This is a genomic window from Bradyrhizobium sp. 35 (assembly GCF_023073215.1).
Lineage (GTDB): Bacteria > Pseudomonadota > Alphaproteobacteria > Rhizobiales > Xanthobacteraceae > Bradyrhizobium > Bradyrhizobium canariense_D.
Map to the genome: position 1 here is coordinate 97,334 of NZ_JADPJC010000157.1, position 26,346 is coordinate 123,679.

Genomic DNA, 26,346 nt, shown 5'->3' on the forward strand with positions numbered 1-26,346 from the left:
CGGGATGGACGACACATACGCTAAAACCGAATTTCGGTAAAGTGGAATATTTCTGACGAGGGGGGTTGACGCGGTCGTGGCTGTTTCGGCTGCGAGGCCGCTCGATGAGGAATTAGCGGTTTGGTAACCATACGCGCCTCGCTCGAAGGATTAATGCAAATCATACGCCGCCGGTGTCTCCCCCGTAACGACCCTGCTATAGAGCGTAGATCCGGCTCCATCAATCGTCCCGAGCCATCTGCTTTCTTGGTTGCGTATGAACAGACCTAGCAACACATTCGACATCGCCATCGAGCAGGGATTCGACTTCCTGTCGCCGGACTACGCGGAGCTGTTCGACAACTCGGCCGCCACCGCGTTCCAGCATCCGCTTTGGCTCGACACCCTCTACACCAGGCTCGCGTCTCATGTGAGCGCAACTCCTCTGGTTGTCGTGGTCCGCCACCGCGCGACGGGCGCCCTTGCGATGGTGTTGCCCTTGCTGCGGATCCGGCGCGGCCCGATACGGACCGTCGAATTCGCCGACCTCCGCGTTTCCGACTACCTCGCGCCCGTATGCAGCCCGCAGGTATTTTCCGAGCTGCTCAAGGACGAGAGTGCCTGCGCAGAAATCCGGTGCCTCGTCCGCCCGTTCGATCTGCTCCGGATGACCAAGCTGCCGGATGGACGGCTTCCGATCGAGAACCTGCTGGCTGCGCCCCGCCGCATAGCGATGGACACCAATGCCTATGCGACCGTTCTGGTCGCGCCGTTCGAGCAATGGCGCGCCAGTGCGCTGGACCGTTCCTACCAGAAGGAGCTCGCAAAGAAAGCCCGGCAGCTCCAGAAGAAGGGGGACTTGAGTTTTTCATGCTGCCGCGACAGTGCCGCTGTCTTGGAGGTGCTGGACGTGATGAAGAAATTTCGCGGGCCGCGCTTTCAGGCACACGGCGACGGAGATCTGCTCCAGCGCCCCGAATATTACGGCTTCTATTCCGACGTGGCGCAGCGCGGCCTCGGCTCCTTTGTCCGGCTCTATGCGATGAAGATGAACGGCGAGGTCATCGCAGCCGTGCTCGGACTCAGCCATCACGGCAGCTTCCTCGTGATCATGGGCGCCTTCGACATTGCCGGATACAAAAGCCAGTCCTTGGGCGCGCTGATGTTCGAGCAGGTGGCGAAGGATTGCATCGAGCGCGGGGATCAGATGCTCGATTTCACCATCGGCGACGAGCCCTACAAGAAGCAGTTCGGCGCTCAGCCTTCACCGATGTGGACGGTCACGCAGGCGGGCAGCACCACGGGCGCCATCTCCTTGTTCGCACTGAAACAGGCGCCTTGGCTCAAGCTGGCCGCCAAGCGGATGTCGGAGTTCAGGTTCCTGCCGACCCGGACCTCAACGCCGACGCGCTGACCGGTGCGAGGGGCCGACCGGGTGCCGCTCTCAGGCGCGTAGCGCGCTTCGAACCTGCGCGAGCCAGCCGGGCCGCATCTGATCGAGCCGGTGGGTGATACTGCGTCGCAGGAAGTGCAGCCGCCGCCGCACGTCCCAGCCAATATCGTTGCGGGACGTCAGGGCCTGCCGGAAGCGCGCCATCTTCAGTGACTGCTGGTCCGCCGCGACCTTGTCGGGATCGGAATAGAATTCAGAAATCTTCTCCCGACCCATGCCCTCGGTCCCGAGCCAACGCGGCGCATATTCGGTGCAGAGGCGCTCGACGTCGACCAGCAGACGGGCGACGCCCGTGCCGGCGGCCGGACAATTCGTTTGGAACGCATCACCGATGAGCACGACTCCGGGCTGGAGATGTCCTTCCACGACGGACAGGTGCATCACCCAATTCTGCACCCGGTCGATCACGTGGAAGTCGCCAAGGTAGGGCCGCAATCCCGGAAGCAGGCGCAAGACCGTCGCCTCCGGTTCACGGCGCAGCTCGCGCATGATCGGATCGGTCGGGTCTCGGAACATGAAGAGATTTGCCCGCATGCCGGCACGCACGGGAAACAGGCTGAGATAATCGATGCCGTCCGCTGTGCGCTCCCCATAACAGGTCAACGCCTCGAAATCGAACGGCGCGTGGTCGCGGCGGGCGATCGTGAAGCCGAACGAAACCGAATGGCGCTCGGCCAGCACGCGCCGCTTGATGCCGAGCTTGTAGCCGAGCACGCCCGCCATGCCCGTGGCCAGCACGACGAGGCGCGCAGTTATGCGCCCCCCTGACGCGAGCTCGACATGTTGGAGATCGTCGCGACAATTGACCGCAGTGACCTCATCGACAATGAGGCTGGACGGATCAGGCAGCTGGCTGCGCGCCATGGCGACGAGATCGGCATATGGAAGCCCGTAAGCCCGGCCGACGCTGACATCGACCACCTTGCCTTCCCTGATGTTGAGCACCTGATCATATCGACAGGCCACGTTGTCGAGCGCATCGAGGAAGCCCAGCTTGCGCAACATCTCCAGCTGACGGCCGCCTATTTTTTCGACCCGAAACTCGTCCGGATGGACCGCGCGCTTGTCGACGAGAGCGACACGATGCCCTGCCCGCGCGAGCACGGCCGCCGCGAGCGAGCCCGCAAGGCCGCCGCCGACGATCGCGATGTCGACGACGATCGCCGCGGTCGCAGATCCAGCGCTCGGCTCGGTCACGTTGCTATCCGCCGTCATGGTCCAGGCTCCCACGGTCAACGATGGTTGCCCGTGCAATTCTCTCGCCTGATGTCGCATCGCAGGACCAAACGCGATCATTTCTCGATATCTCGGTTAACGCAGCGGAGACCTGCCCGGCCCGATGAGATCCGGCACGCGCCTTGCTCGGGATGGCCATTCCCGCCGAGCCGGTCCGCATTCCAACGGCTCATCTCGCCTCATCGGCCGTCGATGCGGCGCTCTGCCGCCACGCGACCGGGCCGCACTTTGCTCTATCTGGGACAATGGGGTCAGCGATGTTCCATAGTGAAGCAACAGGCATGGCCGCGACGTCGCCGCGGCCGGCGGGATCATGGAGGCCGTCCATTAACACTCGCGGTTTTTCGGCATGCTAGGCTGTCGCAGGTAATCGGAAAATGTCTCTTCAGGGGAAGTTGCCCCTTAAATCTCCATGATCGAATCCATCGTCCAGTTCATGCGGCGCGACGTGACGCGCGGTGTTGCCGGAACCATCCTTCTCAAGGTTGGTAGCGGCGCGCTTGCGTTCGCGTTGTTCTCGCTTGCGGCACGAACGATGTCGCCCGATGGGTTTGGCATCTTTGCGACCTGGCTTTCGGTCGCCCAGATGGCAGCGGTCGTCGGTCTGGTGGGCCAGGAATCGCTGCTGGTGCGATTTCTGAACGAGTATCGGGTGGGAAATCAGCCTGATCTCACCAAGGGCGTGCTGCTATCGAGCTTCAAGATTTCCTCCGTCGCGATGCTGATTGCGATCGGCGCAATCGCGATCGGCGCGAACATCAAAGGCGCCTCGTGGCTGCTGGTTGTCGCGGTGTCGGCCTACACAGCCGTGAATGCCGGACTGATGCTTGGCAGCCAGATCGCACGCTCGCTGGTCAGCATTCTCATGGGGGAAGGAAACAGGGAGTTCTTCTGGCGAGTCAGCGTGGTGCTGTTTCTGCTCGCAATCATGTTCGGCCATCGGCAGCTTGATCCCGCCGAATTGATCGCCGTGATGACGATTGCCATGTCGGTCGGACTGGTCGCACAGATCATCGCGATTGCGCGAGTTCTACCGGATTTCCGCGGCACGGCGGTGCGTTCCGAGCCGTCGCGCTGGAGATCGAGCGCGCTTCATTTCTGGGTCGCATCCATTCTCGAAGCCGCGAACCAGTATTTCGACGTCATTCTGGTCTACTGGATGCTGGACCCGGCAACCGCCGGAATTTATTTTGCCGCTTCGCGCCTGGCCAACATCTTCGCCATGCTGTCGGCCGCATTGTACAGCTTTGGCGCACGTCGGCTCCCCTCGCTGTACTTCAGCAAGAACCATCAGGAATTCGAGCGAACGTTGCGGCTCATGGCGGAAGTGACCGCGGTGTGCGTGGTCAGCGGACTCCTCCTGATCTGGGTTGGAGGTCCCCATCTACTCAACTTGTTCGGGCCACATTTCGCTGCGCAGCACTGGGTCCTGATCGTGCTCGCGATCGGAACGGCGGTCCAGGCGGCGGGCGGTCCGTCTGCGGCGATATTGCAACTGACCGGCCATGAGCGCGAGTATGTCCCCGTGATTGCCGGGAACGTAGCGCTACGGCTGGTTGGATTTCTCGTCCTCATTCCCTGGCTCGGCGTTCTTGGCGCAGCGATCTCGGCCACTGTGTCGCTCGCGTTAGCGACCATCGTCCTCAACATCCTCTGTCGCCGGCGAACCGGCGTCGATCCTTCGATTCTAGGGCTTCTGCGCTTCTCCGCATCGAAGCCCAGCGCCTACGCGGTCCGTGGCGCGGACTCCGGCGAATAGAGCGTCAGCATATGTCGCGCGTGTCCCGCATGAAGGAGAGCGCACCAGCAGCCGTCGGCGCACCGGCGGAATGTGCGTCGTTTTCATATGCTTTAGTGGGCCCGCTCCAACCCAAATATCGATGGTTAATCGGCGGTTGCCCGCGTCCTCTGCACTTCGTCGGAACCAGCGGAATTCCCTCATGCCCTTGCGGCAGGGCGCATTAACTCCGTTTATTGCTAGTCGGTGTCCGCGCGATGCCCGCATGGTAGATACGGAGTTAAGAAGGTGAAAAATTCGCTTCTCTAATGGGTCGGGATCCGTGCTGCATTACCAGCCAAACAAGGCGTTGGGCGAGACGACTGCGACAGCACTCCCGTCGCCCAACGGTGGCGGACGCAAGCCGCACGTGCTGCTCGTACAGACCCAGGCTGAGAACGCCGGTGCGCAGGAGATCTCGCGCCTGCTTGGCGCCGGGCTGACCGCCCGCGGCTATCGCGTCACCAATCTTTTCTTCTTCCGCAAGTCGGATTCGTTCGATGAGCCGCCCCACACGGTCTATTGCGCGTCGAGCCGGCCGGGAAATCCGCTGGCGCTGCTGCAAATGCTGTGGACGCTCGGCCGCCATATCAGGGCCACCAGGCCTGACGCCGTTCTGACCTTTCAGCACTTCGGCAATGTCATCGGCGCCGGTGTGGCGCGCCTGATCTGCCGCGCACCTGTCATCGCCAATCAGGTTTCATCCGCGCTGTCGATGAGCTGGCCGGTCCGTACGGCCGACATCGTCATGGGCAGCCTCGGCTTCTTCGACCGCATCACGCTCAACTCGCTGGACATGCAGCGCGAGTATTCGCGCTACCCCAGGGCTTATCGCGCGCGCATGGTGCATGTCCCGCACGGCTTCGACGACAAGGCGCTCACCCTGTCGAAGCAAGCTGCGCGACAGAAGTTCAATCTCCCGCCGGATAGCCCCCTGCTCGGCTGCGCAGCAAGATTGCACCCGCACAAGCGGCTCGACGCGGCGATACGTCTGTTGCCGGATCAACCATCCTGGCATCTCGCGCTGGCCGGCCAGGGAGCCGACGAGGCCCGGCTGCGGCAGTTGGCGGATGAGCTGAGAGTATCGGACAGGCTGCATCTGCTCGGCGAAATCACCCCGCGCCAGATGGCGGAGTTTCTCGCCGCTCTCGACGTGTTCGTATTTCCGACGCAGGCGGAGACCTTCGGCCTCGCCGCTGTGGAGGCTGCAAACGCCGGCGTTCCCTCGGTCGTCACCGATCTTCCGGTCTTGCGCGAAGTGTTGTCCGTCGAAGGGAAGCCGACAGCGCTGTTCGTCGATACCTCCGATCACGCCAAGCTGTCAGCGGCCGTCTCGAGGCTCCTGACGGACCAAAGACTGAGCGACGAACTGCGGCAAAACGCCAAAGGCCTGAAGCTGCGCTATTCAGTGGACGCCATGGTGGAGGAATACGTTCGAATTCTCGGCCAGGTCATTTGATCGGGGCGCATGGAAACGGATCGGCTCGACATGACCATCGAGTTTCGCTGTGAAATTGAGAATGCGCGGCGGTGGATGGGCCGCGAGACGCTGTCGATCGACGGGCGGGATGTACCGGTCCAGATCGCGTGGACGGCAACGGCGGAGCCGCGGCCGGCGGGTCTCGACATGCTGTTCGAGCTCGAACGTTTGGTGTTGCACAAGGGCAAACACAGCGGCACCGAAAGGCTGAAGATCAGTCCGGACCGGATGCAGGCTCGCGCCGGCACGGCAGACGTCGTCGTCGATTTCACCGGTGGCGCGCGGGATCCGAACTGCTCCGCCCGGCAGTATCTCCGCCCGCTGTTCAATGGAGTGGCAGGCGAAAACGCAGCTCTTGCCGCCATTCTCGCCGGCGATCTGCCGGTGATCGAAATCGTCGACGAGGTCGACGGTGCAGTCCTCGATCGTGGCCATCCCTCCGCCGAAATCGCGGCCGGTCTGAGCGGGGGCCTGGAAACGGTCATGGCGCGAACCCTGACCATGGTGGCCGCCATCCTGTCGGGACGACCGCGCATCGTGCCGCAGCTGGCACGACCGGCCCGAGCGGACAACGGCCGCCCGCCAACGGCTTATGTCGCGCGCGGCCTCACCATATCGATCGCCAAGGAGATCTATCGCCTCTGCTGCTATGCCCCGCATTGGCATGTCGGATGGCGCATCAACAAGGGCGCAGGCGTCTGGCAGACCGGAGACCTGTCAGGGCCTCGCTGGAACGTCCTTGCCGATCCCGGAAACCACTTCTACGCCGATCCTTTCCCCATCACGTGGCAGGGAAGAACATTCGTCTTCTTTGAGGATCTCGATCACCGGATTGGAAAAGGAATCATTTCCGCGATCGAGTTCGACGATAAGGGCCCGGTCGGAGCGGTCGTGCCCGTATTGGACGAGCCCTGGCACCTCTCCTATCCGTTCCTGATCGAGGACGATGGCGCATTGTGGATGATCCCGGAGAGCTCGACCAATGGGGACGTCGCCATCTATAAATGCGTTCGGTTCCCGGACAAATGGGAGCGCCACGCGACGCTGCTTTCAGGACTTGAACTCGCCGATGTGACGATCACGCGGCACAACGGCCTGCACTATCTGTTCGGAGCCTGGCGCGATGGCACTGGCGGGTATTCGGATTCGTTGGCGATCTATCACGCCGAGCACCTCATGGGCCCGTGGTTGCCGCATGCCAGCAACCCGGTCCTGATCGACCGCGCGAGCACGCGGCCTGCGGGGAATTTCGTCACCATCAATGACAAATTGTGGCGCCCGGTCCAGGATTGTGCCGGCGGATATGGGGCAGCGCTCGCCCTGGCGGAAATCGTCGAACTGTCGCCGACGACGTTCAAGCAGATTATCCGCCACTCTCTGCGGCCAGGGCCAGCATGGCCCGGCAGGAAGTTGCATACCTTGAATCGCTGCGGACAACTCGAGGTGATCGACGGGTCGCGTGTCCAACCGAAGACCCGTGCCTTCGGAGGCAAATTTCCATCGGCTGTCTTGTCGCCGCGGACCAGCCCCTCTGCCGCCAGCTAGCGCGGATGGCTGAACAGGTCCGTCGTGGCGTCGTCGACGGCGATATCGACCAGCGCGGGACCGCTTGATGCCAACGCTTCGGTCAAGATGGCGTCGACGTCGCCGACATCGGTCATGCGCTGCCCCGGACAACCCATTCCCCTTGCGAGCGCCACGAAGTCGAGCCCGGGCAGGTCGATCCCGGGCGGGCGATGCGCCTGCATCAGCTGGCTGAAGGCGCGCATCGCGCCATAGCCTGAATTGTTCATGATCACGAAAGTGATCGGCAGGCGGCGTTGCACCGCGGTCCAGATTGCCTGGATGCAATACATCGCCGATCCGTCACCGATCAGGGCGACGATGCGGCGGCCCGGCCGCGCCAGCGCCACGCCGACCGAGGCCGGCAGGCTATAACCAAGTCCGCCGCTCGCCATCGTGTAGAAGCTGTCCGCGCCGGGCCGAGGCAGGAATTGCTGAATGGCGGGGCGATGCGACGGCGCCTCCTCGACCACGATCGCATCGCCCGGCATCAACGCCGAGAGCCGGGCGAGCGCATAGCCCGGCGGAATCGGATTTTGCGCGGCAGGAGCGGCAGGCCGCAACCGCGCGGCCGGCACCTCGCGCTCCGCGATGTCAGGCATCACCGACAGCAGCCCAGCCAGCGCCTTCGGGAGCGTGCTGATGATGGTGTCACCGACAGAAGCGGATGCGGCTTCCGTCGGATCATCCGTGATCTGCCAGACCGGCGTTCCATCGTCGAGCAATTCGCATTGTCCTTCGACATGGAAAGTAAACACCGGCGCGCCGACCACGACGATCAGATCGGCGCCGCGCAATGCGCGGGCGAGCCCTCCCGGTGCTGCCGGAAGGAAGCCGGCGAACAGCGGATGCAATTCCGGAAAGCTCGAACGGCTCGACATCGGGCTTGCCCAAACGGCCGCGCTCGCCTGCTCGGCCACAGCGACCATCGCGTCGACGCAGCCGCTGCGATCGATCTCGGGTCCGACAACGAAGATAGGTTTTTTGGCGGCTCGGATCGCCGCGCCGAGCCGAACGATCGCCGCCGGATCGGGCGCAAACTCCGTCGCGATGCAGCGGACCGGTGGAGCGGTTGCGGGCCGCGCCCAATCATCCGACGGGACCGACACGAATGTCGGACCGCGGGGATGCTGCATGGCGGTGAGGAAGGCCTGCGCGATCGCCGCTGGAACATCTTCGGCGCGCGCCGGTTCGGCGCTCCATTTCACATAGGGCTTTGGAAACTGTGCGGCGTCCTCGGAGAAGAGATAGGGTCGCATCCGCAATAGGCTGCGCGCCTGCTGCCCGGCTGTCACGACCATCGGTGTCTTGTTGCGGAATGCGGTGAAGAGATTGCCGAGGGCATGACCGAGCCCAGCCGCCGAGTGCAGATTGACGAACGCCGCTCGTCCCGTGGCCTGCGCATAGCCGTCTGCCATGCCGACGACGCAGGCTTCCTGCAATCCGAGCACGTAGTCGATGTCGTCGGGCCAGTCGCCAAGGAAGGCAAGCTCGGTCGAGCCGGGGTTGCCGAAAACGCGATCGACGCCAAAGGAGCGAAGCACACCGAGGGTCGCTTCCCGAACCGTGAGAACTTTCGAATTCATGAATAGCGTCCTGATGGGCTTCGCTTGTTGCGCGGTCAGAAGGGATAGTGCTGCGGCTGGGTCTCGATGGTGATCCAGCGCAGATCGGTGAACTCGGCGATCCCGGCCTGACCTCCGAAGCGGCCGTAGCCCGATCCCTTCATGCCGCCGAACGGCATCTGCGCCTCGTCATGCACGGTCGAGCCGTTGACGTGGCAGATGCCGCTTTCGATCCGCTGCGCCACCGTCAGCGCACGCGCGACGTCGCGGCCGAACACGGCGGCCGAGAGGCCGTACTCGGTATCGTTGGCAAGCCGCACCGCGTCATCCACGCCACTTGCCCGGATCACCGAGACGACGGGACCAAAGCTCTCCTCGGTATAGATGCGCATGCCGGGCACCACGCGGTCGAGCACGGTGGCCGGGACGACCGTGCCAACCCGGTCGCCGCCCGCGAGCTTGACGGCGCCTTTGGCGACCGCGTCGTCGATCAACGCAACGACATGCTTGGCCGGCGCCTCGTCGATCATCGAGCCGACGACAACGGGACCGGAGCGCGGGGCGCCGGCCGGAAGCGCAGCCGTTCTCTTCGCGAGCTTGTCGACAAAGGACGCCGCTACCGCCTCGTCGACGATCACCCGTTCGGTCGACATGCAGACCTGGCCCTGATTGATGAAGGCGCCAAACGCCACGGCCGCGACGGCGGCATCGACGTCGGCATCGTCGAGCACGACCAGAGGCGCCTTGCCCCCTAGTTCGAGCAGCACTGGCTTGAGCTGGCGCCCGGCCAGCTCGGCGATGACGCGACCGACGCGGGTCGAGCCGGTGAAATTGATCCGCCGCACGGCCGGATTGGCGATCAGGCGCTCGACCAGAGCGGGCGCATCGGCCGGTGCGTTGGTCAGAACATTTACGACACCGGGCGGAAAGCCTGCGTCCTTGAAGACCTCGCCGATCAACCGGTGCGTCCCCGGGCATATCTCGGAGGCCTTGAGCACGACGGAATTGCCGCAGGCAAGCGCCGTCGCCACGGCGCGAACGCCGAGAATGATCGGCGCATTCCACGGGGCGATGCCGAGGCACACGCCGGCGGGCTGTCGAATGGAGATCGCGAGGCATCCCGGCTTGTCCGACGGGATCACCTCGCCGGCGATCTGCGTGGTGAGCGACGCCGCTTCGCGCAGCATGCCGGTCGCGAGCTTGACGTTGAAGGCCGACCAGATCTCCGTCGTGCCGATCTCGGCCATCATGATCCGGACGAAGGCGTCGCGCTTGGCCTCAAGCGCATCTGCGGCCTTCAGCAACAGGGCTCGCCTCGCATTCGGGCCGAGCGCCGACCATGCGGCAAACGCGGCGGAGGCCGCCGCCACCGCGGCGTCGGCATCGGAAGCGGTCGCGGCGGCCGCGCGGCTTGCGACCTCCTGCGACAGCGGATTGCGCCGCTCGAACACCTTGCCGCTGGAAGCGGCCTGATCCTGCCCGTTGATGAGAAGACTGACGTCCATGAAAAACCTCCCTGGGGTTGATAATGGCGCTCGCTCTAGCCGAGCAGCCGCGATTTTCCGGTTTCACGCGCAAAGCCGAGCGCAATCATCGCCGCGAGCGCGAGCGCAACGTAGTATCCTGTGATCGCGTAGGTGGAGCCCGTCTGCGCAAACAGGCTGGTGGCGACCAGCGGCGCAATGCCGCCGCCGAGCACCGTCCCGAGCTGCTTTCCGATCGACACGCCGGTGAAGCGAATGCGGGTCGGAAACAATTCCGGAAAATAGCTTCCTTCGCTGCCGAACATCAGCGGATGGATCACCCCCGCGGCGAGGATCACCGCGCCCGTCACCAGCACCGTGTCGCGGCTCGCGACCACACCGTAGAATGCAAACATCGAGATGGCTGCAAGCACCACGCCGGCCAAGAACAGACGCTTTCGTCCGATACGGTCGGACCAGGCTCCGATGAGTGGCATCGCAACGAGCCCGACGAGATTGGCGAACAGCACGGCCTGCGTGATGACGTCTTTCTGGACGCCGAGCTGACGGGTCGCGAAGGAGATGGTGAAGATGGCTGTCAGATAGAAATAGGACGTCTGCGCCATCTCGGCGAAGAATACGATGAGGATCGGCCGCCAATGTTCCCGCAGCGCTTCGACCACAGGCGCTACTTCCGTCACCTTCGCCTTTCGGAATGTCGCGCTCTCCTCGATGCGCAGGCGCATATAGACGCCGAGCGCGACCAGAACCGCGCTGATCAGGAACGGCACGCGCCAGCCCCATGACAGCAGGTCCGCTTCCGGCAGCCGCGCGATCGTGAGCGCCGCAAACGAGGCGAGCACGACACCGACGGGTCCTGCGGCCTGGATCACCGCGGCCGAGAAGCCGCGCCGGTGCCCGGGCGCCGTCTCGATCGCCATAAGGATCGCCGCAGTCGATTCGCCGCCGAGCGCAAACCCCTGAACGAAGCGCAACGCCACGAGCGCGACGGTCGCAGCCACGCCTGCACTGGCGTAGGTCGGCAACAATCCGATCGACATGGTCGCAAGTCCCATCATGAGCAGCGTACACAGCAAGACGGACTTTCGGCCGAGACGGTCACCGAAATGGCCGAATACAAGCCCGCCGAGCGGACGCGCCAAAAATCCGACGGCAAACGTCGCGAACACCGCAATCGTCGCCGTGAGCTGGTCGAACTTCGGAAAGAACAATTGATCGAACACCAGCGGCGCGATCAGGCCGTAGATGAAGAAGTCGTACCATTCGATCGCGGTGCCGATGGTGCCGGCGATCAGGATACGCCGGCGGCTGCTCGCCGTCTGCTCGGCAGTGGCGCCGGCGGCGGCATGGTCGTCGTAGTGCTCCAATGCTCTTGTCGTCACGGTTTCCTCCTCCGGTGTCATTTGTCGTTTTGTTGTCTTGTTGTTATTGGCCGCCGCAGCCGCTGGTCGGATGCAACGGCGAGAGTCGATCAGCTTGCCAGCCGTGCGCCGTCGCTCGCGTTGTGTCCGAGTGCTCGGGCAAGGACGCGCCCGATCGTACCAGCCTGTGACGCGCTGCCGCGCCAAGCCACGATCTGGTCGGGGCGTATCAAAGCCAGATCCGCCTCATAGAGATCGCGCAGGGATTTCGGCAGCGTGACGAGTTTCACATCAACCCCGATCGCACGGATGGTCTCGACGACTGACGCTTGAGAGGTCATGACCTCGCCGAACTGGAGCAGCGTCCACTCGAACCCGAACAGGTCGTACAGCGAGACGCCGTCCTCCAACCACGTATGCGGGGCGCGGCCGCCGGGACAGGCGCTCGGAACGTAGACGTTCGCGGCATCGGGCGGCGGCTGGCTGCCGTCGGAGACGATGATCGGCGAGCCGTCGTAGCGCCCACCGAAGGTGACGCCGGGAATGTTGAATTCCGCGCGGGCGTGCTGTTCGAGATAGACGCCCGCCGTCCGCCGCGCCTCGTCGCCGGCCTCGGTGGCGTCCTCGATGTCAGGCGCGGGAGCGAACAGACCGAGCGAGTCGGCAAAGCGACGCGCATAATCGGTGTTGCGCAGCGCCACCGGACGCCGCTCGACCTCATAGCTGTCGAGCAGCCCCGCCGGGCTCACACCCTTGACGACGCTTGCGAGCTTCCAGCCGAGGTTGACCGCATCCTCGATCGCGGTGTTGTAGCCAAGGCCTCCGGTCGGCGTGAACAGATGCGCCGCGTCGCCGCCGAGGAACACTCTGCCCCGCTGCATTCCGTTCGCGACCAGCGCGTGGCCGGCGGTCCAGGTCACGAATGACAGCACTTCGCAGTCAATCGGCGCGTCGCAAGCGCGCTGGAACGCTGCTTTGGCCTCGTTGATTGTGATCGCAATCTCGTCTTCCCCGGGCCGAAGCTGCGTGTGAAACGCAAATTCGTCGCGACCATTCACGGATGCCATGAAGGCGCGGCGGTCGCCGTTGAAGCAATTGTACATCCACGCCTTGGCATGCGGGATGCTCGCGTAGAAGCCAGGCGAACGGAGATAGACCGCCAGCATGCGGCCGCCCATGAAATCGCGCTGCGTTCCGGTTTCGCCGCCGTAGACGATCTCGAGCGATTGCCGGACCATCGAGCGCGGCCCGTCGGCTCCGACCAGGAAGTCGGCCCGGACCTGAAAGCGGCTGTTGTCATCGAGACATTCGATCTCGGCGATAACGCCGTCACCGCTCTCGACGTAGCTGATCAGACGATGACCGTAGCTGAGCCGTATTCCGGGAAGCCGTTCGGCGTGGCGGCGCAGCACCGCCTCGACGTATTTTTGCGAGACCCGATGCGGCAGCTCGGCGGCGCTCCAGGAGCCCGACATGCCCTTGACGAGCTCGCCCGCGCGTGACGATGACGGCAATTGAAATCGGGCCAGCTCGTAACCGGTGTAGCGCGTGAAATACGCAACGTCGGTCGGATAATCCGCAGGCAGACCTTCGCGTCGGATCTCGTCGGCAAAACCCAGCCGCCGATAGTGCTCCATTGAGCGCGCTTGCGTCGCATTGGCTTGCGGATTGAATGCCGTGCCCGGCTTTTCATCGACCAGGATCGCGGACACGCCGCGCCGGCCGAGCTCGTTGGCGAGCATCAGGCCGCAGGGCCCCCCACCCACGATGAGCACCGAGGCCGTCAGACATGTTTCCAAGGCGCTTCTCCCAACCAGCATTATTCCGCATGGTAAGGTCGCCTGACGATATCGTCAAGTAGCCTGACTACTTGGCGTCATCGAGCGTATCGAACGTCGCGCCATAGACCGCCAGTCCCTTCAGGATTGCATCCATCGTGGCCTTGCCGAGTTCGGCGCGCATCTCCTGCTCGGCGACGTCGACCGCGTCGCGGAACGCATCGAGCCATTTGCGCCCGGCCGGCGTGAACATGACGATGCGCGCGCGGCGATCGGTCGGATCGGCGATCCGATCGACCAAGCCGAGCTCGGCGCATTGATCGACCAGCTCGCCCATCGCCTGCTTGCTCATGGAGGCGCGGCGGGCGAGCTCCGTCAGTCTGGTCCCCTCCACGTCGAGATTACGTGTGAGGCCGACATGCGCGATCCTCGTTTCGCCATGCCCCTTCTCGCTCATCAGTTCGAGCACACGACCTTCGAAGCGCCGCACCGCGTTGTTGAGCAGCCGACCGATGTTGGCATGCCGCCATGCGGTGCCGGATGTCCTGGCTTTCAATGGATGTGCCTTCTACAAAGCCGCCTGAATTCGAAAATGTCGCTCACTTCGCCGCGTCGATCCAGATCCCCGGCTGCGAATGCTCGCGGATGTGGGTGACCAGGAAGTCGGAAAAGACCCTGATCTTGGCAGGCAGTCCGGCACGGTTCTGGTAGGCGATGTTCATCGTGAGCAGCGGCAGCTCCCAGTCCATCAGAACGGGGACGAGGCGGCCCGCAGCGATATCGCTTTGCACGATATAGAGCGGCTGGATGAGGATGCCGAGCCCCGCCAGCGCGGCGCCGCGGATGACCTGGCCGTCATTGCTGTCGAGCGTCGACGTGATGCGAACAGTCTGCGCGCCATTGCCCTTGCGCAGGCGCAGCGAATAGGGATCGTTGGCGAGATTGTAGATCAGCATGTTGTGGCGCGCGAGATCGGCGGGCTGCTCCGGCTCGCCGCAGCTTGCGAGGTAGGACGGCGCAGCAGCGAGCACCCGCCGCATCTGGCCGATGCGGCGGACGATGATGTTGGAATCCGGCTCCTGCTCGCGCGTCCTGATCGCCACGTCGATGCCGGCCTCGATGAAATCGGAGTACCGGTTGGCGGTGGTGATCTGCATGTTGAGCTTCGGATAGCGCGCGCGGAAGGCTGGCAGCATCGGCGCCAGATAGATCACCGCAAAGGACAGCGAGCTCGTGACCCGCAGCATGCCTTGCGGCGACAGCGCCCGATCGCTGACGATGTCCTCGGCCTCGGCCAACTCGCTCAAAACCCGGCTCGAGCGCTCCAGCAGCTCCTGCCCCGCCTCAGTCAACCACAGCCGACGGGTGTTGCGCTCGATCAGCCGGACTGCAAGGCGCTCCTCGAGAGCGCTGAGATGGCGGCTCGCGGCAGCATTCGACATCCGTAGGGCTTCGGCAGCTTTGGACATGCTGCCGAGCTCGGCCGTCTTGGCGAATACTTCCAACTGGAGCAGGCGGTCCATTTTTTCGCAAACAGGAAAAGAGACTTACGATTATTGAGCTTTATTTCCGTATCCCGCAAGTCAAAATGGCCTAAACACAAGCAAGATAGCAGGCGAGGAAACAGGGAAATGTCGGGCCCGATCAGGCACATCGTGATGTGGCGGCTGCGCGGCGAGACGCCGGCGGAGCGTTCTGCCGCCCGGGTCAAGGTCAAGACCCTGTTCGAGGGGCTGCGCGGCCGGATCGACGGCCTCACCCATATCGAAGTCGGTCTCGATGTCAGCGATGTCGACTACGCCTGCGACGTCGTTCTGTTCTCCGAATTCACCGACCACGCTGCGCTCGCGGCCTATGCCACCCACCCGGAACATCTGCGCGTGCGCGAGGCGCTGGGCGACTTGCGGATCGGACGCTTCCAGGTCGATTATCCCATCAAAGAGACCGGCGCATGATCGGTACGTTCACCTTTGAAAACCTGCCCTGCCGCGTCGTGTTCGGCAGCGGAGCTTTGGCCTCGGCCAAGGCCGAGGTCGAGCGGCTCGGTGGCAAGCGCGCCCTGGTGCTGACGACGCCGCAGCAGGAGGCGCAAGGCAAAAGTTTGGGCGCGGCGCTCGGTCCGCTCTACGGCGGCATCTTTCCGGGCGCGACCATGCACACGCCGGTCGAGGTCACGGAGCGGGCGCTCGCGGCGATGAAGGCGTGCGAGGCCGACTGCGTCATTTCCCTCGGTGGCGGATCCACGACCGGCCTCGGCAAGGCGCTGGCCTTGCGCACCGGCATCAACCAGCTTTGCATTCCCACGACCTATGCCGGCTCGGAGATGACGCCGATCGTCGGCCAGACCGAGAATGGCCTGAAGACCACGGTCCGCGACGCCGCCATCCTGCCGGAGACCGTGATCTACGATGTCGATCTCACTTTGACGCTGCCGGCGAGCCTGACCGCGACATCAGGCATCAACGCCATCGCACATGCGGTAGAAGCGCTCTACGCGCGCGACACCAATCCCGTCACCTCGCTGATGGCAGAAGAAGGCATTCGCGCCTTGGCGCGTGCCCTGCCCGCCATCGCCGCCAAGGGCGACGATCGCGAGGCTCGCACCGAAGCGCTCTATGGCGCCTGGCTGTGCGGCGTCTGCCTCGGCACCGTCGGCATGGCGCTGCATCACAAGCTCTGCCACACGCTCGGCGGCACCTTCGACCTGCCGCATGCCGAGACCCACACCATCGTGCTGCCGCACGCGCTGGCCTATAACGCGCCGGCCGTGCCCGATGCGATGGCGCGGATCTCACGCGCAATCGGCGCCGCCGATGCACCGCAAGGACTTTTCGAGCTCGCGAAGCGGCTGGGTGCGAAGGTCGCATTGCGCGACATCGGCATGCCCGAAGGCGGCATCGACAAGGCTGCCGACCTCGCGGTCACCAACGCCTACTGGAACCCGCGCCCGCTCGAACGCGACGCCATTCGCGACCTGATCGCGCGCGCCTGGGCCGGCGAGCCGCCCGGCGCCATCAAAACGGCAGTTTGATTCGATGCGGCGCACGCTCATCAAATCCGCCGTCATCATCAGCATGGATGACACGATCGGCGATTTACCTGGCGGCGACGTGCTGATCGAGGGCAGCCGCATCGTTGATGTGCGTCCATCGATCGACGTCGGCGGCGCGACCGAGACCGAGATCGTCGATGGCACCGGCCGCATCGTCATCCCCGGCCTGATCAACGCCCATATGCACACCTGGCAGACGGGCTTGCGCGGTTATGCCGCCAACTGGACGCTGCTGGAATATTTCCGCCGCATGCATGCTGGTCTCGCTACGGTCTTCAGGCCCGAGGACATTTATATCGCGACCTTGGTGGGTGTGCTGAACCAGATCAATCACGGCACCACCACGCTGGTCGACTGGTGCCACAACAATCCGACGCCCGATCATACCGACGCCGCGGTGCGTGGCCTGATCGAATGCGGTATCCGGGCGGCCTTCTTCCACGGCTCGCCCAAGCCCGAACCGAAACCGGGCGAACCGCATTTCTCGGAGATCCCGCATCCACGCCGTGAGGTCGAGCGACTGCTGGCGGGGCCCCTCGCCGACCGCGACGGCCTCGTCACGCTTGGACTCGCGATCCTCGGCCCGCACTATTCGACGCTGGACGTCGCCATGCACGATTTTCGCATGGCGCGGGAACTCAAGCTGATCGCATCGATGCATCAGGGCGGTGGTCCTGCGAAGACGCCCGGTGGCTGGGAGAAGCTGATCGAGGCGGGTCTCGTGGGCGCCGGAATCAACATCGTCCATGGCAATGACCTGCCTGACGAACTGCTGGACCGGATGGTCGATCTCGGCGTCTCCTTCTCGGTGACGCCGGAGAACGAAATGATCCAGGGCCACGGCTTTCCGATCACCGGACGGCTGCTCAAGCGCGGCGTGCGGCCGACCATCGGCATCGATCTGGAATCCGTACTGGCGGGCGACCTCTTCTCCGCCGCGCGCGTTGCGCTCTCGATGCAGCGGGCGCTCGACAACGCCGAGTCGCGCAAGGCCAGCGGCACCATTCCGGCGACGACCACGATCCCCGTCCGCGAGGCGCTGCGCTGGATCACGACGGAAGGCGCCCGCATGCTCGGCCGCGAGGACCAGATCGGCTCGCTGACACCGGGCAAGCTCGCCGACCTCGTCATCATCAATTGCTCCGATCTCAACCTCGTCCCGGTGCACGATCCCGTTTCCACCGTGGTGATGCAGACGAGCCTTGCCAATATCGAGGCCGTGATGATCGGCGGCGTGTGGAAGAAGCGGAATGGTCGGCTGCTGGCCGAGGGCCTGGGGGCGAAGAAGGAACTGCTCGTGCAATCCGGCCGGCGACTGGTGCACGACATCGAACGACAGGGACACGCCGCCTGAGGGCGTCAAGGACAACAACAATGACGGACGCTTCGAAACACATCGCTTTCATCGGGATCGGCAAGATGGGCTTGCCGATGTCGGTGCTCGTCGCCAAGGCCGGTTATGCGGTGACCGCGTTCGACCGGAGCGCCGCACGGCTCGAGGAGGCTCGCACGCAAGGCATTTCGATTGCCGCTTCACCGGCCGAGGCCGTGGACGGCAAGGCCGCGATCGTCACGTCCTTGCCCGATGACGCTGCCTTGCGCGGCGCATTGCTCGGCCCAACCGGCCTCATCGCCGCGATGGCGGCTGGATCTGTTGTGATCGAGACCAGCACCGTGAGCGTCGAGGCGTCCGCAGAGGTCGACGCCGCCGCCCAGGCGCGCGGTGTCTTCTACCTGCGGGCGCCGGTCTCGGGCAATGCCAGTATCGTCCACACCGGCGCGCTGAGCTGCTTCGTCTCGGGCCCGGAGGACGCCTACGAAAACGCAAAGCCGCTGCTTGCCGCCTTCACCCGCGCCCAGACCTATCTTGGGCCCGGCGAGGAAGCGCGATATGCGAAGCTTGCGGTCAATCTGATGATCGCGGTGTCGGCCGCGATGATGGCGGAGAGTCTGGCGCTGGCGCGCAAGGGCGGCATCGGCTGGCAGGACATTCTGAAAGTCCTCGACGACAGCGCGGTCGCCTCGCCGATGGTGAAATACAAGACCGCGCCGCTGCGCAGCCGCGATTTCGACTCGACTTTCTCCTGCAGGCAGATGGCCAAGGATCTCGATCTGATCCTCGGTGCCGGCCACGCCGTCGGCGTGCCGCTTCAGCTCGCGGCCCAGGTGCGCGAGACCTATGGCTCGCTGGTCGCGCAGGGCGACGGCGACGCCGACTTCATCGCGACCGTCAAGCACCTCGAGCGGCTGTCCGGCCTTGGCGAGCCCAAACTCTGATTCACGGAGGCACCTATGCGAAATTTCAACGAGAACACGATCACGGACGCGGTGCTGGATCGGATCGCAGGCGCGACCGATCCGCGGATCAAGCAGGTCAGCGAAGCGCTGGTGCGCCACCTTCATGCCTTCGTCCGCGAGGTGCGACCGACCCAGAAGGAATGGGAATACGGCATCGAGTTCCTGACCCGCACCGGCCACATGTGCGACGACAAGCGCCAGGAGTTCATCCTGCTGTCGGACGCGCTCGGCGTCTCCATGCTGGTCGACGCGATCAATCATCCCGTGCCGGAAGGCGCCACCGAAACCACGGTGCTCGGTCCGTTCTTCGTGCAGGCGTCGCCCGAGAAAGACAACGGCGCTGACATCTCCGGCCCGATGGAAGGCGATCCGATGCTCGTCACCGGCTCGGTGTCGACCGTCGACGGACGGCCGCTTGCCGGCGCCGTCGTGGATGTCTGGCATTCCGACGATGATGGCTATTACGACGTGCAGCAGCTCGACAAGATCGGCGACCTTGCGATGCGGGCGCGCTTCCACACCGACCAGAACGGCCGCTTCAATTTCTGGTCGATCAAGCCGGCTGCCTATCCGATCCCACATGACGGCACAGTTGGGGACATGCTGGCGGTCCAGGGCCGCCATCCCTGGCGCCCGGCGCACGTGCATTTCATGATCTCGGCGCCCGGCTTCGAGCAACTCGTGACCCATGTGTTCGTGGCCGGCGACCAGTATCTCGACAGCGACGTGGTGTTCGGCGTCAAGGACAGCCTGATCCGCGAATTTGTGCAGTGCCCGCCCGGCCGTGCGCCCGATGGTCGCATGGTAGACATCGAGTATTTTCACCTCAACTATGATTTCGGCCTGAAGCAGGTCGCTAGCAGCGCAAGAGCCGCTTAAGCTGAACGACGGCGGACCAGACAAGAGTCCGACAACAGGGCCAGACAGGGAGTAAGAATGGGACCGCGAGTCAGCACGAGCATATTGGCCGATCGCCTCACAGGCATGATCGGCCCGCGCGCGAGCGTCGCGCGTGGCGTGCTCGATCAGCATGGGCAGAGCGAGTCGCATTATCGCAACCTGCCGCCCGACATCGTCGTCTTCCCTGAAACCACGCAGGAAGTCGCGGAGATCGTCAAGCTGTGCGCTGGCGCGAATATGCCCATCGTACCGTTCGGCGCCGGGACCTCGCTCGAAGGCAATGCGGCCGCGGTCGCGGGCGGCGTCTGCTTCGACTTCGCACGCATGAACAAGGTGCTGACGGTGCACGATAGCGACATGGACGTCGTCGTGCAGCCCGGCATCACACGAAAGCAGCTCAATGCGGAGCTGCGCGGCACTGGGCTTTTCTTTCCGATCGATCCCGGCGCCGACGCCTCGATCGGCGGCATGACGTCCACGCGAGCTTCCGGCACGATGGCGGTGCGCTACGGCACCATGAAGGACAACGTCATGGCGCTGGAGGTGGTTCTGGCCGACGGCCGCGTGATCCGGACCGCCAGACGCGCGCGCAAGTCAGCCGCCGGTTACGACCTGACGCGCATGTTCGTCGGCGCCGAGGGCACGCTCGGTTTAATCACCGAAATCACGCTGAAGGTGCATCCCGTGCCGCAGGCGATCTCGGCCGCGGTTTGCAGCTTCGACACCCTGCCCAACGCCGTGGACAGCGCGATCTCGATGATCCAGTCCGCGATCCCCGTGGCGCGTATCGAGCTGCTCGACGACGTCATGATGCGCGGCATCAACGCCTATGCGAAGCTCGGCTATCGCGAAGCCCCGACGCTGTTCTTCGAATTCCACGGCTCCGAGGCCTCTGTTGCCGAACAGGCCGAGGCCGCAGAGGCGATCGCCGCCGACCATGGCGGCCACGGTTTTGCCTGGGCCAAGGCGCCGGAGGATCGCAGTCGGCTCTGGCACGCCCGCGACAATACGCTCTATGCCGGCCTGGGCCTGCGACCCGGCGCGCGCGCAGTGATCACCGATGTCTGCGTGCCGATCTCGCGGCTCGCCGAATGCTTGACCGAAACGCGGCGCGACGCGGACGCGCACGGCTTCACCGCGCCGATCGTCGGCCATGTCGGCGACGGCAACTTTCACATGCTGATCCTGGTCGACCCGGCCAGGCCCGAGGAAGCCGAAGGCGCCAAGGCGCTGCAGGCCCGCATGGTCGCCCGCGCGATTGCCATGGACGGCACCTGCACCGGCGAGCACGGCATTGGGCTCGGCAAGATCGATTATCTCACCGACGAGCTCGGCGAGGCCGTCGATGTGATGCGGTCGATCAAGAGCGCGCTCGACCCTGACGGACTGATGAACCCCGGAAAGATCTTTGCAGGCGGAGCGCAGGCATGAGCACCGCCGCATTAGCCGTCGAGCCCGCCTCACCTGTCCCGCTCCTTGAGCTGCGCGGCATCAGTAAGGAGTTTCCCGGCGTCAAGGCGCTGGACGACGTCTCCTTTGCCGTCTTCCCCGGCGAAGTCCACATGCTGCTGGGCGAGAACGGCGCCGGCAAGTCGAGCCTGATGAAGGTGCTGTGCGGCGCCTATCGCGCCGATGCCGGCGAGTTCTACTACAGAGGCGAGCCGGTCGCGATCCACTCGGCCGCGGACGCGCAGAAGCTCGGCATTGCCGTGATCTTCCAGGAATTCTCCCTCGTCCCCCATCTCGATATCGCCCAGAACATTTTTCTCGGCCGCGAGCCGAAGGGCCGCATCCCCGGCACGATCGATCGCCGCAAGATTTTGGCCGACGCGGCGCGCGTGCTCGGCACGATCGGCTTTGACATCGATCCCTCCACCATCGTTGACAAGCTGGGGGTGGCGCAGCAGCAGATGGTCGAGATCGCGAAGGCGATCAGCCAGAACGCCCGCATCCTGGTGATGGACGAGCCGACTGCGGCGCTATCCGATCGCGAGACCGAGCTGCTGTTCGCGCTGATCGCGCGGCTGAAGGCCGACGGCGTCTCGATCGTCTACATCTCGCACCGCATGGCGGAGGTGTTCGCGCTCGGCGACCGCATCACCGTGCTGCGTGACGGCCGCCGCATCGACGGCGTCAAACCTGCTGACGTCACGCCGGACCAGCTCGTCCGCATGATGGTCGGTCGCAACGTTGACATGACCTACCCGCGCAATTTTGCCGACAAGCCCGGCGAGCTGCTGCTCGAGGTCAAGGCCTTGAGTTCATCGACGGGGATCGCCGACATCAACATCGAGGTGCGCCGCGGTGAGATTGTCGGCCTGTGTGGCCTGGTCGGCTCCGGTCGCAGCGAAGTCGCGCGCGCGATCTTCGGTGCCGATCCCGTGACATCAGGCGAGATCGTGTTCGACGGCAAAGTCATTTCCGGTGAGCCCGACCTCGCCGCCCGCCGCGGCATTGCGCTGATCCCGGAGAGCCGCAAGAGCGAAGGTCTCGCGCTGCTGCGATCGGTGAGCGACAATCTGGTAGTGTCGGCGCTGCGAAAACTGTTCCCGAGCGGGTTGTTCGACCAGCGCAGTGCGCAGCGCACTGCCGACGGCCTGATCCGTCAGCTACGCATTGCGACGCCTAGCGCACGGCAGACCGTCGGCCTGCTTTCAGGCGGCAATCAGCAGAAGGTCGTGATCGGCAAGTGGCTCGCCGCCGGCTCAAAGCTTTTCATCTTCGACGAGCCGACCCGGGGCATCGACATCGGCGCCAAGGCCGAAATCTTCGCCCTGATCGACCGCCTTGTCGCGGAAGGCGCGGCGGCGCTGATGATCTCGTCCGAACAGGTCGAGATCTGCCACGTCTGCGACCGCGCCTATGTGATGCGCGAAGGGCGCATCGCCGGGCATCTCGCGCGTAGCGAGCTGACCGAGGAGAACATCGTGCGACTGGGGATGCATCATGCGTGAGGCCGCGGTCGTCTCTCAACCGAATCCGCTGCAACGGATTCCCGGCGTTGCCATCGTGCTGGTGCTGCTGATCGCGCTGTTCAGCACGATCGCGCCCGGCTTCCTGTCGGTCGCCAACCTCTCCAACGTGCTGGTGCAGTCGACGATCCTGACCATGCTCGCGCTGCCGATGACCTTGATCATCATGACCGAGGGGCTGGACCTGTCGATGGGCGCGGTGCTGACGCTGACCTCGCTCTGCGTCGCCATCGTCTCGCTCACCACCCACTCGATGTTGCTCGGCCTCGGTGCCGGGCTCCTCGTCGGCGCGGCCTTCGGCTTCGCCAATGGCTGGCTGGTCGCCATCGTGGGCATCCCGCCCTTCGTTGCGACCTTGGGCACGCTCGGCATGGCGCAGGGCCTATCGCTGATCGTCAGCGACGGCCAGAGCGTGGTCGGCATCCCCCACAGCGTGCGCGACATCTATTCGGCGACGCTTTTGGGAATTCCCGTGCCGATCGTGATGGCACTCGTGACCTACGCGGTCTTCCACGGCCTGCTCTATCACACCCGCTTCGGCACCTACATCTTCGCGCTCGGCGGCAACCGCGAGGCGCTGCGCTACGCCGGCCTCTCACCGAATAAGCTGCTGATCGCGGTCTATGCGATCGGCGGCGCCATGGCCGGCATCGCCGGCCTCTTGATGACTGCGCGGATGAATTCCGGGCATCCAACCGCGGGCCTCGGTCTCGAATTCGATGCGATCGCGGCCGTCGCCGTCGGCGGCACGTCGTTCGAGCGCGGCAATGGCTGGCTGCTCGGCACGCTGCTCGGGGTGCTCTCGGTCGGCGTGCTGCGCAACGGGCTGAACCTGATCTCGCTGCCGTCCTCGGTGCAGGTCGCAAGCGTCGGCGTCCTCGTCATCGTTGCCCTCTTCCTTGACGGCCTGCGGAGCCGCGCATGACCGACATCAGCAAAGACGCCATCGCGCCGCCCCGCTCGTTCCTGTCGCAGGACGCGATCCAAATGTTCTATCGCCTGCTTGCGGCGCTGCTGATCTGTGCGGTGCTCGCCGTGCTCAGCGATTCCTTCCTGAGCCTCGGCAACATTCTCAATGTGCTCAGGCAGGCGAGCCTGACCTTCTTCATCGCCTCCGGCCTGACCCTGGTGGTGCTGACCGCGGGCCTCGATCTCTCCGTCGGCGCCAATGTGGCGCTGTCCGCCTGCATCGCCGGGACCGTGATCCACAAGACCGGCTCGCCGGCGCTCGGCATACTCACGGGGCTTGCCTGCGGCGGCATCGTTGGGCTCCTCAACGGCGTCATGGTCACCGCGCTGCGCATCCCCTCCTTCATCGCCACTTACGGCATGCTCTGGGTGCTGAACGGCCTCACCTATTGGTACATGGCGGGCGAAACCCTTCACGGCTTCCCGGCCGGCTTCCGCCAGATCGGCAGCGGCTATCTATTCGGCCTGCCGATCCCGGTCTATCTGCTGCTGGTGTTCCTCGGGATCGGAACGCTGTTTGCGCAGCGAACGATCTGGGGCCAGGAGATCTACGCGATCGGCGCCAATCCGGTCGCGGCGCGGCTCTCCGGCATTCCGGTCGCCCGACGCCTGCTGCTGGTCTACGCCGTCTCCGGCACCATGGCGGGGCTCGCCTCGATCATCTTCCTGTCGCGGCTCAATTCGGCCGAGGCCGACATCGGCGAAAGCCTGACGCTGCCCGCGATCGCCGCGGTGCTGATCGGCGGCACCTCGCTGTTTGGCGGCGTCGGTACCGTGTTCGGCACCTTCATCGGCGCACTGATCCTGACGCTGGTGCTGAACGGCATGAACCTCTTGTCGGTCAGCGCCAACTGGCAGCCGATCGTCACCGGCATCATCGTCATTCTCGCGGTCTGGCTCGACATGAAGACCCGCCGCCGCGCGCAATGAGTTCTTGAACGACCAACAAGCAAAACGAGGGATGGAGGCAACATGAAACAGACACTGGGCTATTTGGCGCTGCCGCTGCTGATGGCGGCTGCGCTCACCACGCAAGCGCGAGCCGACGGCGAGACCATCGCCGTCTTCACCAAGAACCAGACCAACCCGTTCTTCCAGACGGTGCGAGTCGGCGCGGACAACATGGCGAAGACGCTGAACGCCAAGACGCTGCAGTACATCCCGACCAAGCCCGACAGCATTCCGGAGCAGCTCAGCCAGATCGAAGACGTCGTGGTGAAGAAGCCGAGCGCCATCGTCTTCACGCCGGTCGACTACAAGGCGATGGTGCCGGGCGTCGAGAAGATCAACGACGCCAAGATCCCCGTCGTCAACATCACCGACCGCTCGGCCGGCGGCAAGTTCCTGTCCTTCGTCGGCGCCGACGATTACAGCCTCGGGCTCGAGACCGCGCGCTTCCTGCTCAAGACGCTCGGCGGCAAGGGCAACATCGTCATCATCGAGGGCGTCAAGGGCTCGCTGACCAATGTCGACCGCGTCCGCGGCTTCAACGACGCGTTGAAGGAAAACGCCGGTGCGAAACTGCTGGCCTCGCAGCCCGGCAATTACCAGCGGCTCCAGGCGCTCCAGGTGATGGAGAATCTGATGCAGTCGAACGCGCAGATCGACGGCGTGCTCGCCGCCAACGACGCCATGGCGGTCGGCGCGATCGAGGCCCTCGACGGCGCCAACCGCAAGGCGCAGGTGATCGGCATCAACGGCACCAAGGAAGCGATCGACGCGATCAAGTCCGGCAAGCTGCTCGCGAGCGGCGATTACAACGGATTCTTTCAAGGCTGCCTCGGCACCATGATGGCGATCCGCTCCTTGCGCAACCAGCCCGTCATTGCTGAGATCGTGCTGAAGCCGACCGTGATCACCAAGGACAATTACCAGCCGTTCGACGTGCCGCTGGAGCAACGGAGCTGCCCGACTTTCGAAGAAGCCAGCAAGCTCGGCGGCAAGTAACCAACCGCCGCCATCACGACAAGCCCGGACGGCCGCAGCCGCGGCCGTCCCAAGAAAACGTGATATAAACGGAGACCATCATGCTGTTCGCCATTCACGCCCTCGACCGCGCCGGCGCGCTGCCGATCCGGCTCGCCAATTACGACGCCCACAAGGCTTTCCTGAGCGACACCTCGCGCTTCGGCGTCAAGATCGTGATGTCAGGGCCGCTGGTCTCCGACGACGGCGAGAGGATGATTGGCAGCCTGTTCCTGATCGAGGCGCCCGGCCGCAGCGAGGTCGAGGCTTTCAACCAAGCCGATCCGTTTGCCGCGGCCGACATCTGGGAAAAGGTCACGATCACGGGCTTCCTGCGCCGCCAGGGTTGAAGGCGGCTAAAACAAAAAACGCGAAAACAACCCCATGCACAGTAGAATGAGGTTGTTTTTACACATGAATTTTCGTCGCAAACGTTTTTGACTCGTCGGGCAAAACAGGAGCAGAGTGTCATCCTCGCCCGATTGACGCCCCTGCGCCTCGATCCAGAGCTTTG

General features: G+C 64.4%; 22 protein-coding genes. 15 read left to right on the plus strand and 7 right to left on the minus strand.

Annotated elements, in window-relative coordinates:
* Positions 1-256: 256 nt before the first annotated feature.
* Positions 257-1,393, plus strand: coding sequence for a GNAT family N-acetyltransferase (locus IVB36_RS32820; protein WP_018458717.1), 1,137 nt, complete (start codon positions 257-259; stop codon positions 1,391-1,393).
* Positions 1,394-1,423: 30 nt separating this feature from the next.
* On the opposite strand, the gene IVB36_RS32825 is transcribed toward IVB36_RS32820, so the two are convergent.
* Positions 1,424-2,647 (minus strand): NAD(P)/FAD-dependent oxidoreductase, encoded by a 1,224-nt coding sequence (locus IVB36_RS32825; protein ID WP_018458716.1) that lies wholly within the window; start codon positions 2,645-2,647, stop codon positions 1,424-1,426.
* A 433-nt stretch (positions 2,648-3,080) separates the two neighbouring features.
* On the opposite strand from IVB36_RS32825, the gene IVB36_RS32830 reads away from it, so the two are divergent.
* The 3 genes from IVB36_RS32830 to IVB36_RS32840 all read left to right on the plus strand — a co-directional run bounded on the left by IVB36_RS32830 (position 3,081) and on the right by IVB36_RS32840 (position 7,470).
* Positions 3,081-4,427 carry a polysaccharide biosynthesis C-terminal domain-containing protein gene (locus tag IVB36_RS32830; protein ID WP_018458715.1) on the plus strand — a complete coding sequence of 449 codons (1,347 nt, stop codon included), beginning with the start codon at positions 3,081-3,083 and terminating at the stop codon, positions 4,425-4,427.
* A 301-nt stretch (positions 4,428-4,728) separates the two neighbouring features.
* Positions 4,729-5,904, plus strand: a complete 1,176-nt coding sequence (locus IVB36_RS32835) for a glycosyltransferase family 4 protein (RefSeq protein ID WP_018458714.1) — start codon at positions 4,729-4,731, stop codon at positions 5,902-5,904.
* 30 nt (positions 5,905-5,934) lie between these two features.
* On the plus strand, positions 5,935-7,470 hold the full coding sequence (locus IVB36_RS32840) for a hypothetical protein (RefSeq protein WP_026233643.1): 1,536 nt from the start codon (positions 5,935-5,937) through the stop codon (positions 7,468-7,470).
* Here IVB36_RS32840 and mdlC read toward each other — a convergent pair.
* The 6 genes from mdlC to IVB36_RS32870 form a co-directional block, all read right to left on the minus strand.
* Positions 7,467-9,074 carry a benzoylformate decarboxylase gene (mdlC, locus tag IVB36_RS32845; RefSeq protein ID WP_018458712.1) on the minus strand — a complete coding sequence of 536 codons (1,608 nt, stop codon included), beginning with the start codon at positions 9,072-9,074 and terminating at the stop codon, positions 7,467-7,469. The two genes, IVB36_RS32840 and mdlC, sit on opposite strands and share 4 nt — an antisense overlap.
* Positions 9,075-9,109: 35 nt before the next feature.
* Positions 9,110-10,558 carry an aldehyde dehydrogenase gene (locus IVB36_RS32850; protein WP_247394370.1) on the minus strand — a complete coding sequence of 483 codons (1,449 nt, stop codon included), beginning with the start codon at positions 10,556-10,558 and terminating at the stop codon, positions 9,110-9,112.
* A 35-nt stretch (positions 10,559-10,593) separates the two neighbouring features.
* Positions 10,594-11,919 (minus strand): MFS transporter, encoded by a 1,326-nt coding sequence (locus tag IVB36_RS32855; protein WP_026233642.1) that lies wholly within the window; start codon positions 11,917-11,919, stop codon positions 10,594-10,596.
* Positions 11,920-12,008: 89 nt separating this feature from the next.
* Entirely contained in the window at positions 12,009-13,718 is a 1,710-nt protein-coding gene (locus IVB36_RS32860) for an FAD-dependent oxidoreductase (protein ID WP_026233641.1), read from the minus strand.
* Positions 13,719-13,764: 46 nt separating this feature from the next.
* On the minus strand, positions 13,765-14,232 hold the full coding sequence (locus IVB36_RS32865; RefSeq protein ID WP_018458708.1) for a MarR family transcriptional regulator: 468 nt from the start codon (positions 14,230-14,232) through the stop codon (positions 13,765-13,767).
* Positions 14,233-14,275: 43 nt separating this feature from the next.
* Complete coding sequence (locus tag IVB36_RS32870) at positions 14,276-15,199, minus strand: LysR family transcriptional regulator (RefSeq protein WP_018458707.1); 924 nt, start codon at positions 15,197-15,199, stop codon at positions 14,276-14,278.
* A gap of 108 nt (positions 15,200-15,307) precedes the next feature.
* Between IVB36_RS32870 and IVB36_RS32875 the strand changes: the two genes are divergently transcribed.
* From IVB36_RS32875 to IVB36_RS32925, 11 genes are all read left to right on the plus strand, one after another.
* Positions 15,308-15,631 carry a Dabb family protein gene (locus IVB36_RS32875; RefSeq protein ID WP_018458706.1) on the plus strand — a complete coding sequence of 108 codons (324 nt, stop codon included), beginning with the start codon at positions 15,308-15,310 and terminating at the stop codon, positions 15,629-15,631.
* Complete coding sequence (locus IVB36_RS32880) at positions 15,628-16,707, plus strand: maleylacetate reductase (RefSeq protein ID WP_018458705.1); 1,080 nt, start codon at positions 15,628-15,630, stop codon at positions 16,705-16,707. The genes IVB36_RS32875 and IVB36_RS32880 overlap by 4 nt, the downstream gene beginning before the upstream one ends.
* A gap of 4 nt (positions 16,708-16,711) precedes the next feature.
* On the plus strand, positions 16,712-18,082 hold the full coding sequence (locus IVB36_RS32885) for an amidohydrolase family protein (protein WP_018458704.1): 1,371 nt from the start codon (positions 16,712-16,714) through the stop codon (positions 18,080-18,082).
* A gap of 20 nt (positions 18,083-18,102) precedes the next feature.
* A complete protein-coding gene (locus IVB36_RS32890; protein ID WP_018458703.1) occupies positions 18,103-19,005 on the plus strand; it encodes an NAD(P)-dependent oxidoreductase in 903 nt (300 codons plus the stop codon).
* Positions 19,006-19,020: 15 nt separating this feature from the next.
* Positions 19,021-19,905: an intradiol ring-cleavage dioxygenase gene (locus IVB36_RS32895; RefSeq protein WP_085352397.1), complete on the plus strand. Its 885-nt coding sequence runs from the start codon at positions 19,021-19,023 to the stop codon at positions 19,903-19,905.
* Positions 19,906-19,962: 57 nt separating this feature from the next.
* Positions 19,963-21,357: an FAD-linked oxidase C-terminal domain-containing protein gene (locus IVB36_RS32900; protein WP_026233640.1), complete on the plus strand. Its 1,395-nt coding sequence runs from the start codon at positions 19,963-19,965 to the stop codon at positions 21,355-21,357.
* Positions 21,354-22,880 carry a sugar ABC transporter ATP-binding protein gene (locus IVB36_RS32905; RefSeq protein ID WP_018458700.1) on the plus strand — a complete coding sequence of 509 codons (1,527 nt, stop codon included), beginning with the start codon at positions 21,354-21,356 and terminating at the stop codon, positions 22,878-22,880. The genes IVB36_RS32900 and IVB36_RS32905 overlap by 4 nt, the downstream gene beginning before the upstream one ends.
* Positions 22,873-23,823, plus strand: coding sequence for an ABC transporter permease (locus IVB36_RS32910; RefSeq protein ID WP_018458699.1), 951 nt, complete (start codon positions 22,873-22,875; stop codon positions 23,821-23,823). The genes IVB36_RS32905 and IVB36_RS32910 overlap by 8 nt, the downstream gene beginning before the upstream one ends.
* Entirely contained in the window at positions 23,820-24,797 is a 978-nt protein-coding gene (locus IVB36_RS32915; RefSeq protein WP_018458698.1) for an ABC transporter permease, read from the plus strand. The genes IVB36_RS32910 and IVB36_RS32915 overlap by 4 nt, the downstream gene beginning before the upstream one ends.
* 42 nt (positions 24,798-24,839) lie before the next feature.
* Positions 24,840-25,814 (plus strand): sugar ABC transporter substrate-binding protein, encoded by a 975-nt coding sequence (locus IVB36_RS32920; RefSeq protein WP_085352393.1) that lies wholly within the window; start codon positions 24,840-24,842, stop codon positions 25,812-25,814.
* A gap of 80 nt (positions 25,815-25,894) precedes the next feature.
* Complete coding sequence (locus IVB36_RS32925; RefSeq protein ID WP_018458696.1) at positions 25,895-26,182, plus strand: YciI family protein; 288 nt, start codon at positions 25,895-25,897, stop codon at positions 26,180-26,182.
* Positions 26,183-26,346: the final 164 nt, after the last annotated feature.

What these genes read in the sequence shown, in the direction of transcription:
- IVB36_RS32925 (WP_018458696.1), top strand. Translation starts at nt 25,895, where the DNA reads ATGCTGTTCGCCATTCACGCCCTCGACCGCGCCGGCGCGCTGCCGATC.
- IVB36_RS32880 (WP_018458705.1), top strand. Translation starts at nt 15,628, where the DNA reads ATGATCGGTACGTTCACCTTTGAAAACCTGCCCTGCCGCGTCGTGTTC.
- IVB36_RS32860 (WP_026233641.1), bottom strand. Translation starts at nt 13,718, where the DNA reads ATGCTGGTTGGGAGAAGCGCCTTGGAAACATGTCTGACGGCCTCGGTG.
- IVB36_RS32910 (WP_018458699.1), top strand. Translation starts at nt 22,873, where the DNA reads ATGCGTGAGGCCGCGGTCGTCTCTCAACCGAATCCGCTGCAACGGATT.
- IVB36_RS32825 (WP_018458716.1), bottom strand. Translation starts at nt 2,647, where the DNA reads ATGACGGCGGATAGCAACGTGACCGAGCCGAGCGCTGGATCTGCGACC.
- IVB36_RS32905 (WP_018458700.1), top strand. Translation starts at nt 21,354, where the DNA reads ATGAGCACCGCCGCATTAGCCGTCGAGCCCGCCTCACCTGTCCCGCTC.
- mdlC (WP_018458712.1), bottom strand. Translation starts at nt 9,074, where the DNA reads ATGAATTCGAAAGTTCTCACGGTTCGGGAAGCGACCCTCGGTGTGCTT.
- IVB36_RS32875 (WP_018458706.1), top strand. Translation starts at nt 15,308, where the DNA reads ATGTCGGGCCCGATCAGGCACATCGTGATGTGGCGGCTGCGCGGCGAG.
- IVB36_RS32890 (WP_018458703.1), top strand. Translation starts at nt 18,103, where the DNA reads ATGACGGACGCTTCGAAACACATCGCTTTCATCGGGATCGGCAAGATG.
- IVB36_RS32900 (WP_026233640.1), top strand. Translation starts at nt 19,963, where the DNA reads ATGGGACCGCGAGTCAGCACGAGCATATTGGCCGATCGCCTCACAGGC.
- IVB36_RS32870 (WP_018458707.1), bottom strand. Translation starts at nt 15,199, where the DNA reads ATGGACCGCCTGCTCCAGTTGGAAGTATTCGCCAAGACGGCCGAGCTC.
- IVB36_RS32830 (WP_018458715.1), top strand. Translation starts at nt 3,081, where the DNA reads ATGATCGAATCCATCGTCCAGTTCATGCGGCGCGACGTGACGCGCGGT.
- IVB36_RS32915 (WP_018458698.1), top strand. Translation starts at nt 23,820, where the DNA reads ATGACCGACATCAGCAAAGACGCCATCGCGCCGCCCCGCTCGTTCCTG.
- IVB36_RS32850 (WP_247394370.1), bottom strand. Translation starts at nt 10,558, where the DNA reads ATGGACGTCAGTCTTCTCATCAACGGGCAGGATCAGGCCGCTTCCAGC.
- IVB36_RS32820 (WP_018458717.1), top strand. Translation starts at nt 257, where the DNA reads ATGAACAGACCTAGCAACACATTCGACATCGCCATCGAGCAGGGATTC.
- IVB36_RS32895 (WP_085352397.1), top strand. Translation starts at nt 19,021, where the DNA reads ATGCGAAATTTCAACGAGAACACGATCACGGACGCGGTGCTGGATCGG.
- IVB36_RS32885 (WP_018458704.1), top strand. Translation starts at nt 16,712, where the DNA reads ATGCGGCGCACGCTCATCAAATCCGCCGTCATCATCAGCATGGATGAC.
- IVB36_RS32840 (WP_026233643.1), top strand. Translation starts at nt 5,935, where the DNA reads ATGACCATCGAGTTTCGCTGTGAAATTGAGAATGCGCGGCGGTGGATG.
- IVB36_RS32920 (WP_085352393.1), top strand. Translation starts at nt 24,840, where the DNA reads ATGAAACAGACACTGGGCTATTTGGCGCTGCCGCTGCTGATGGCGGCT.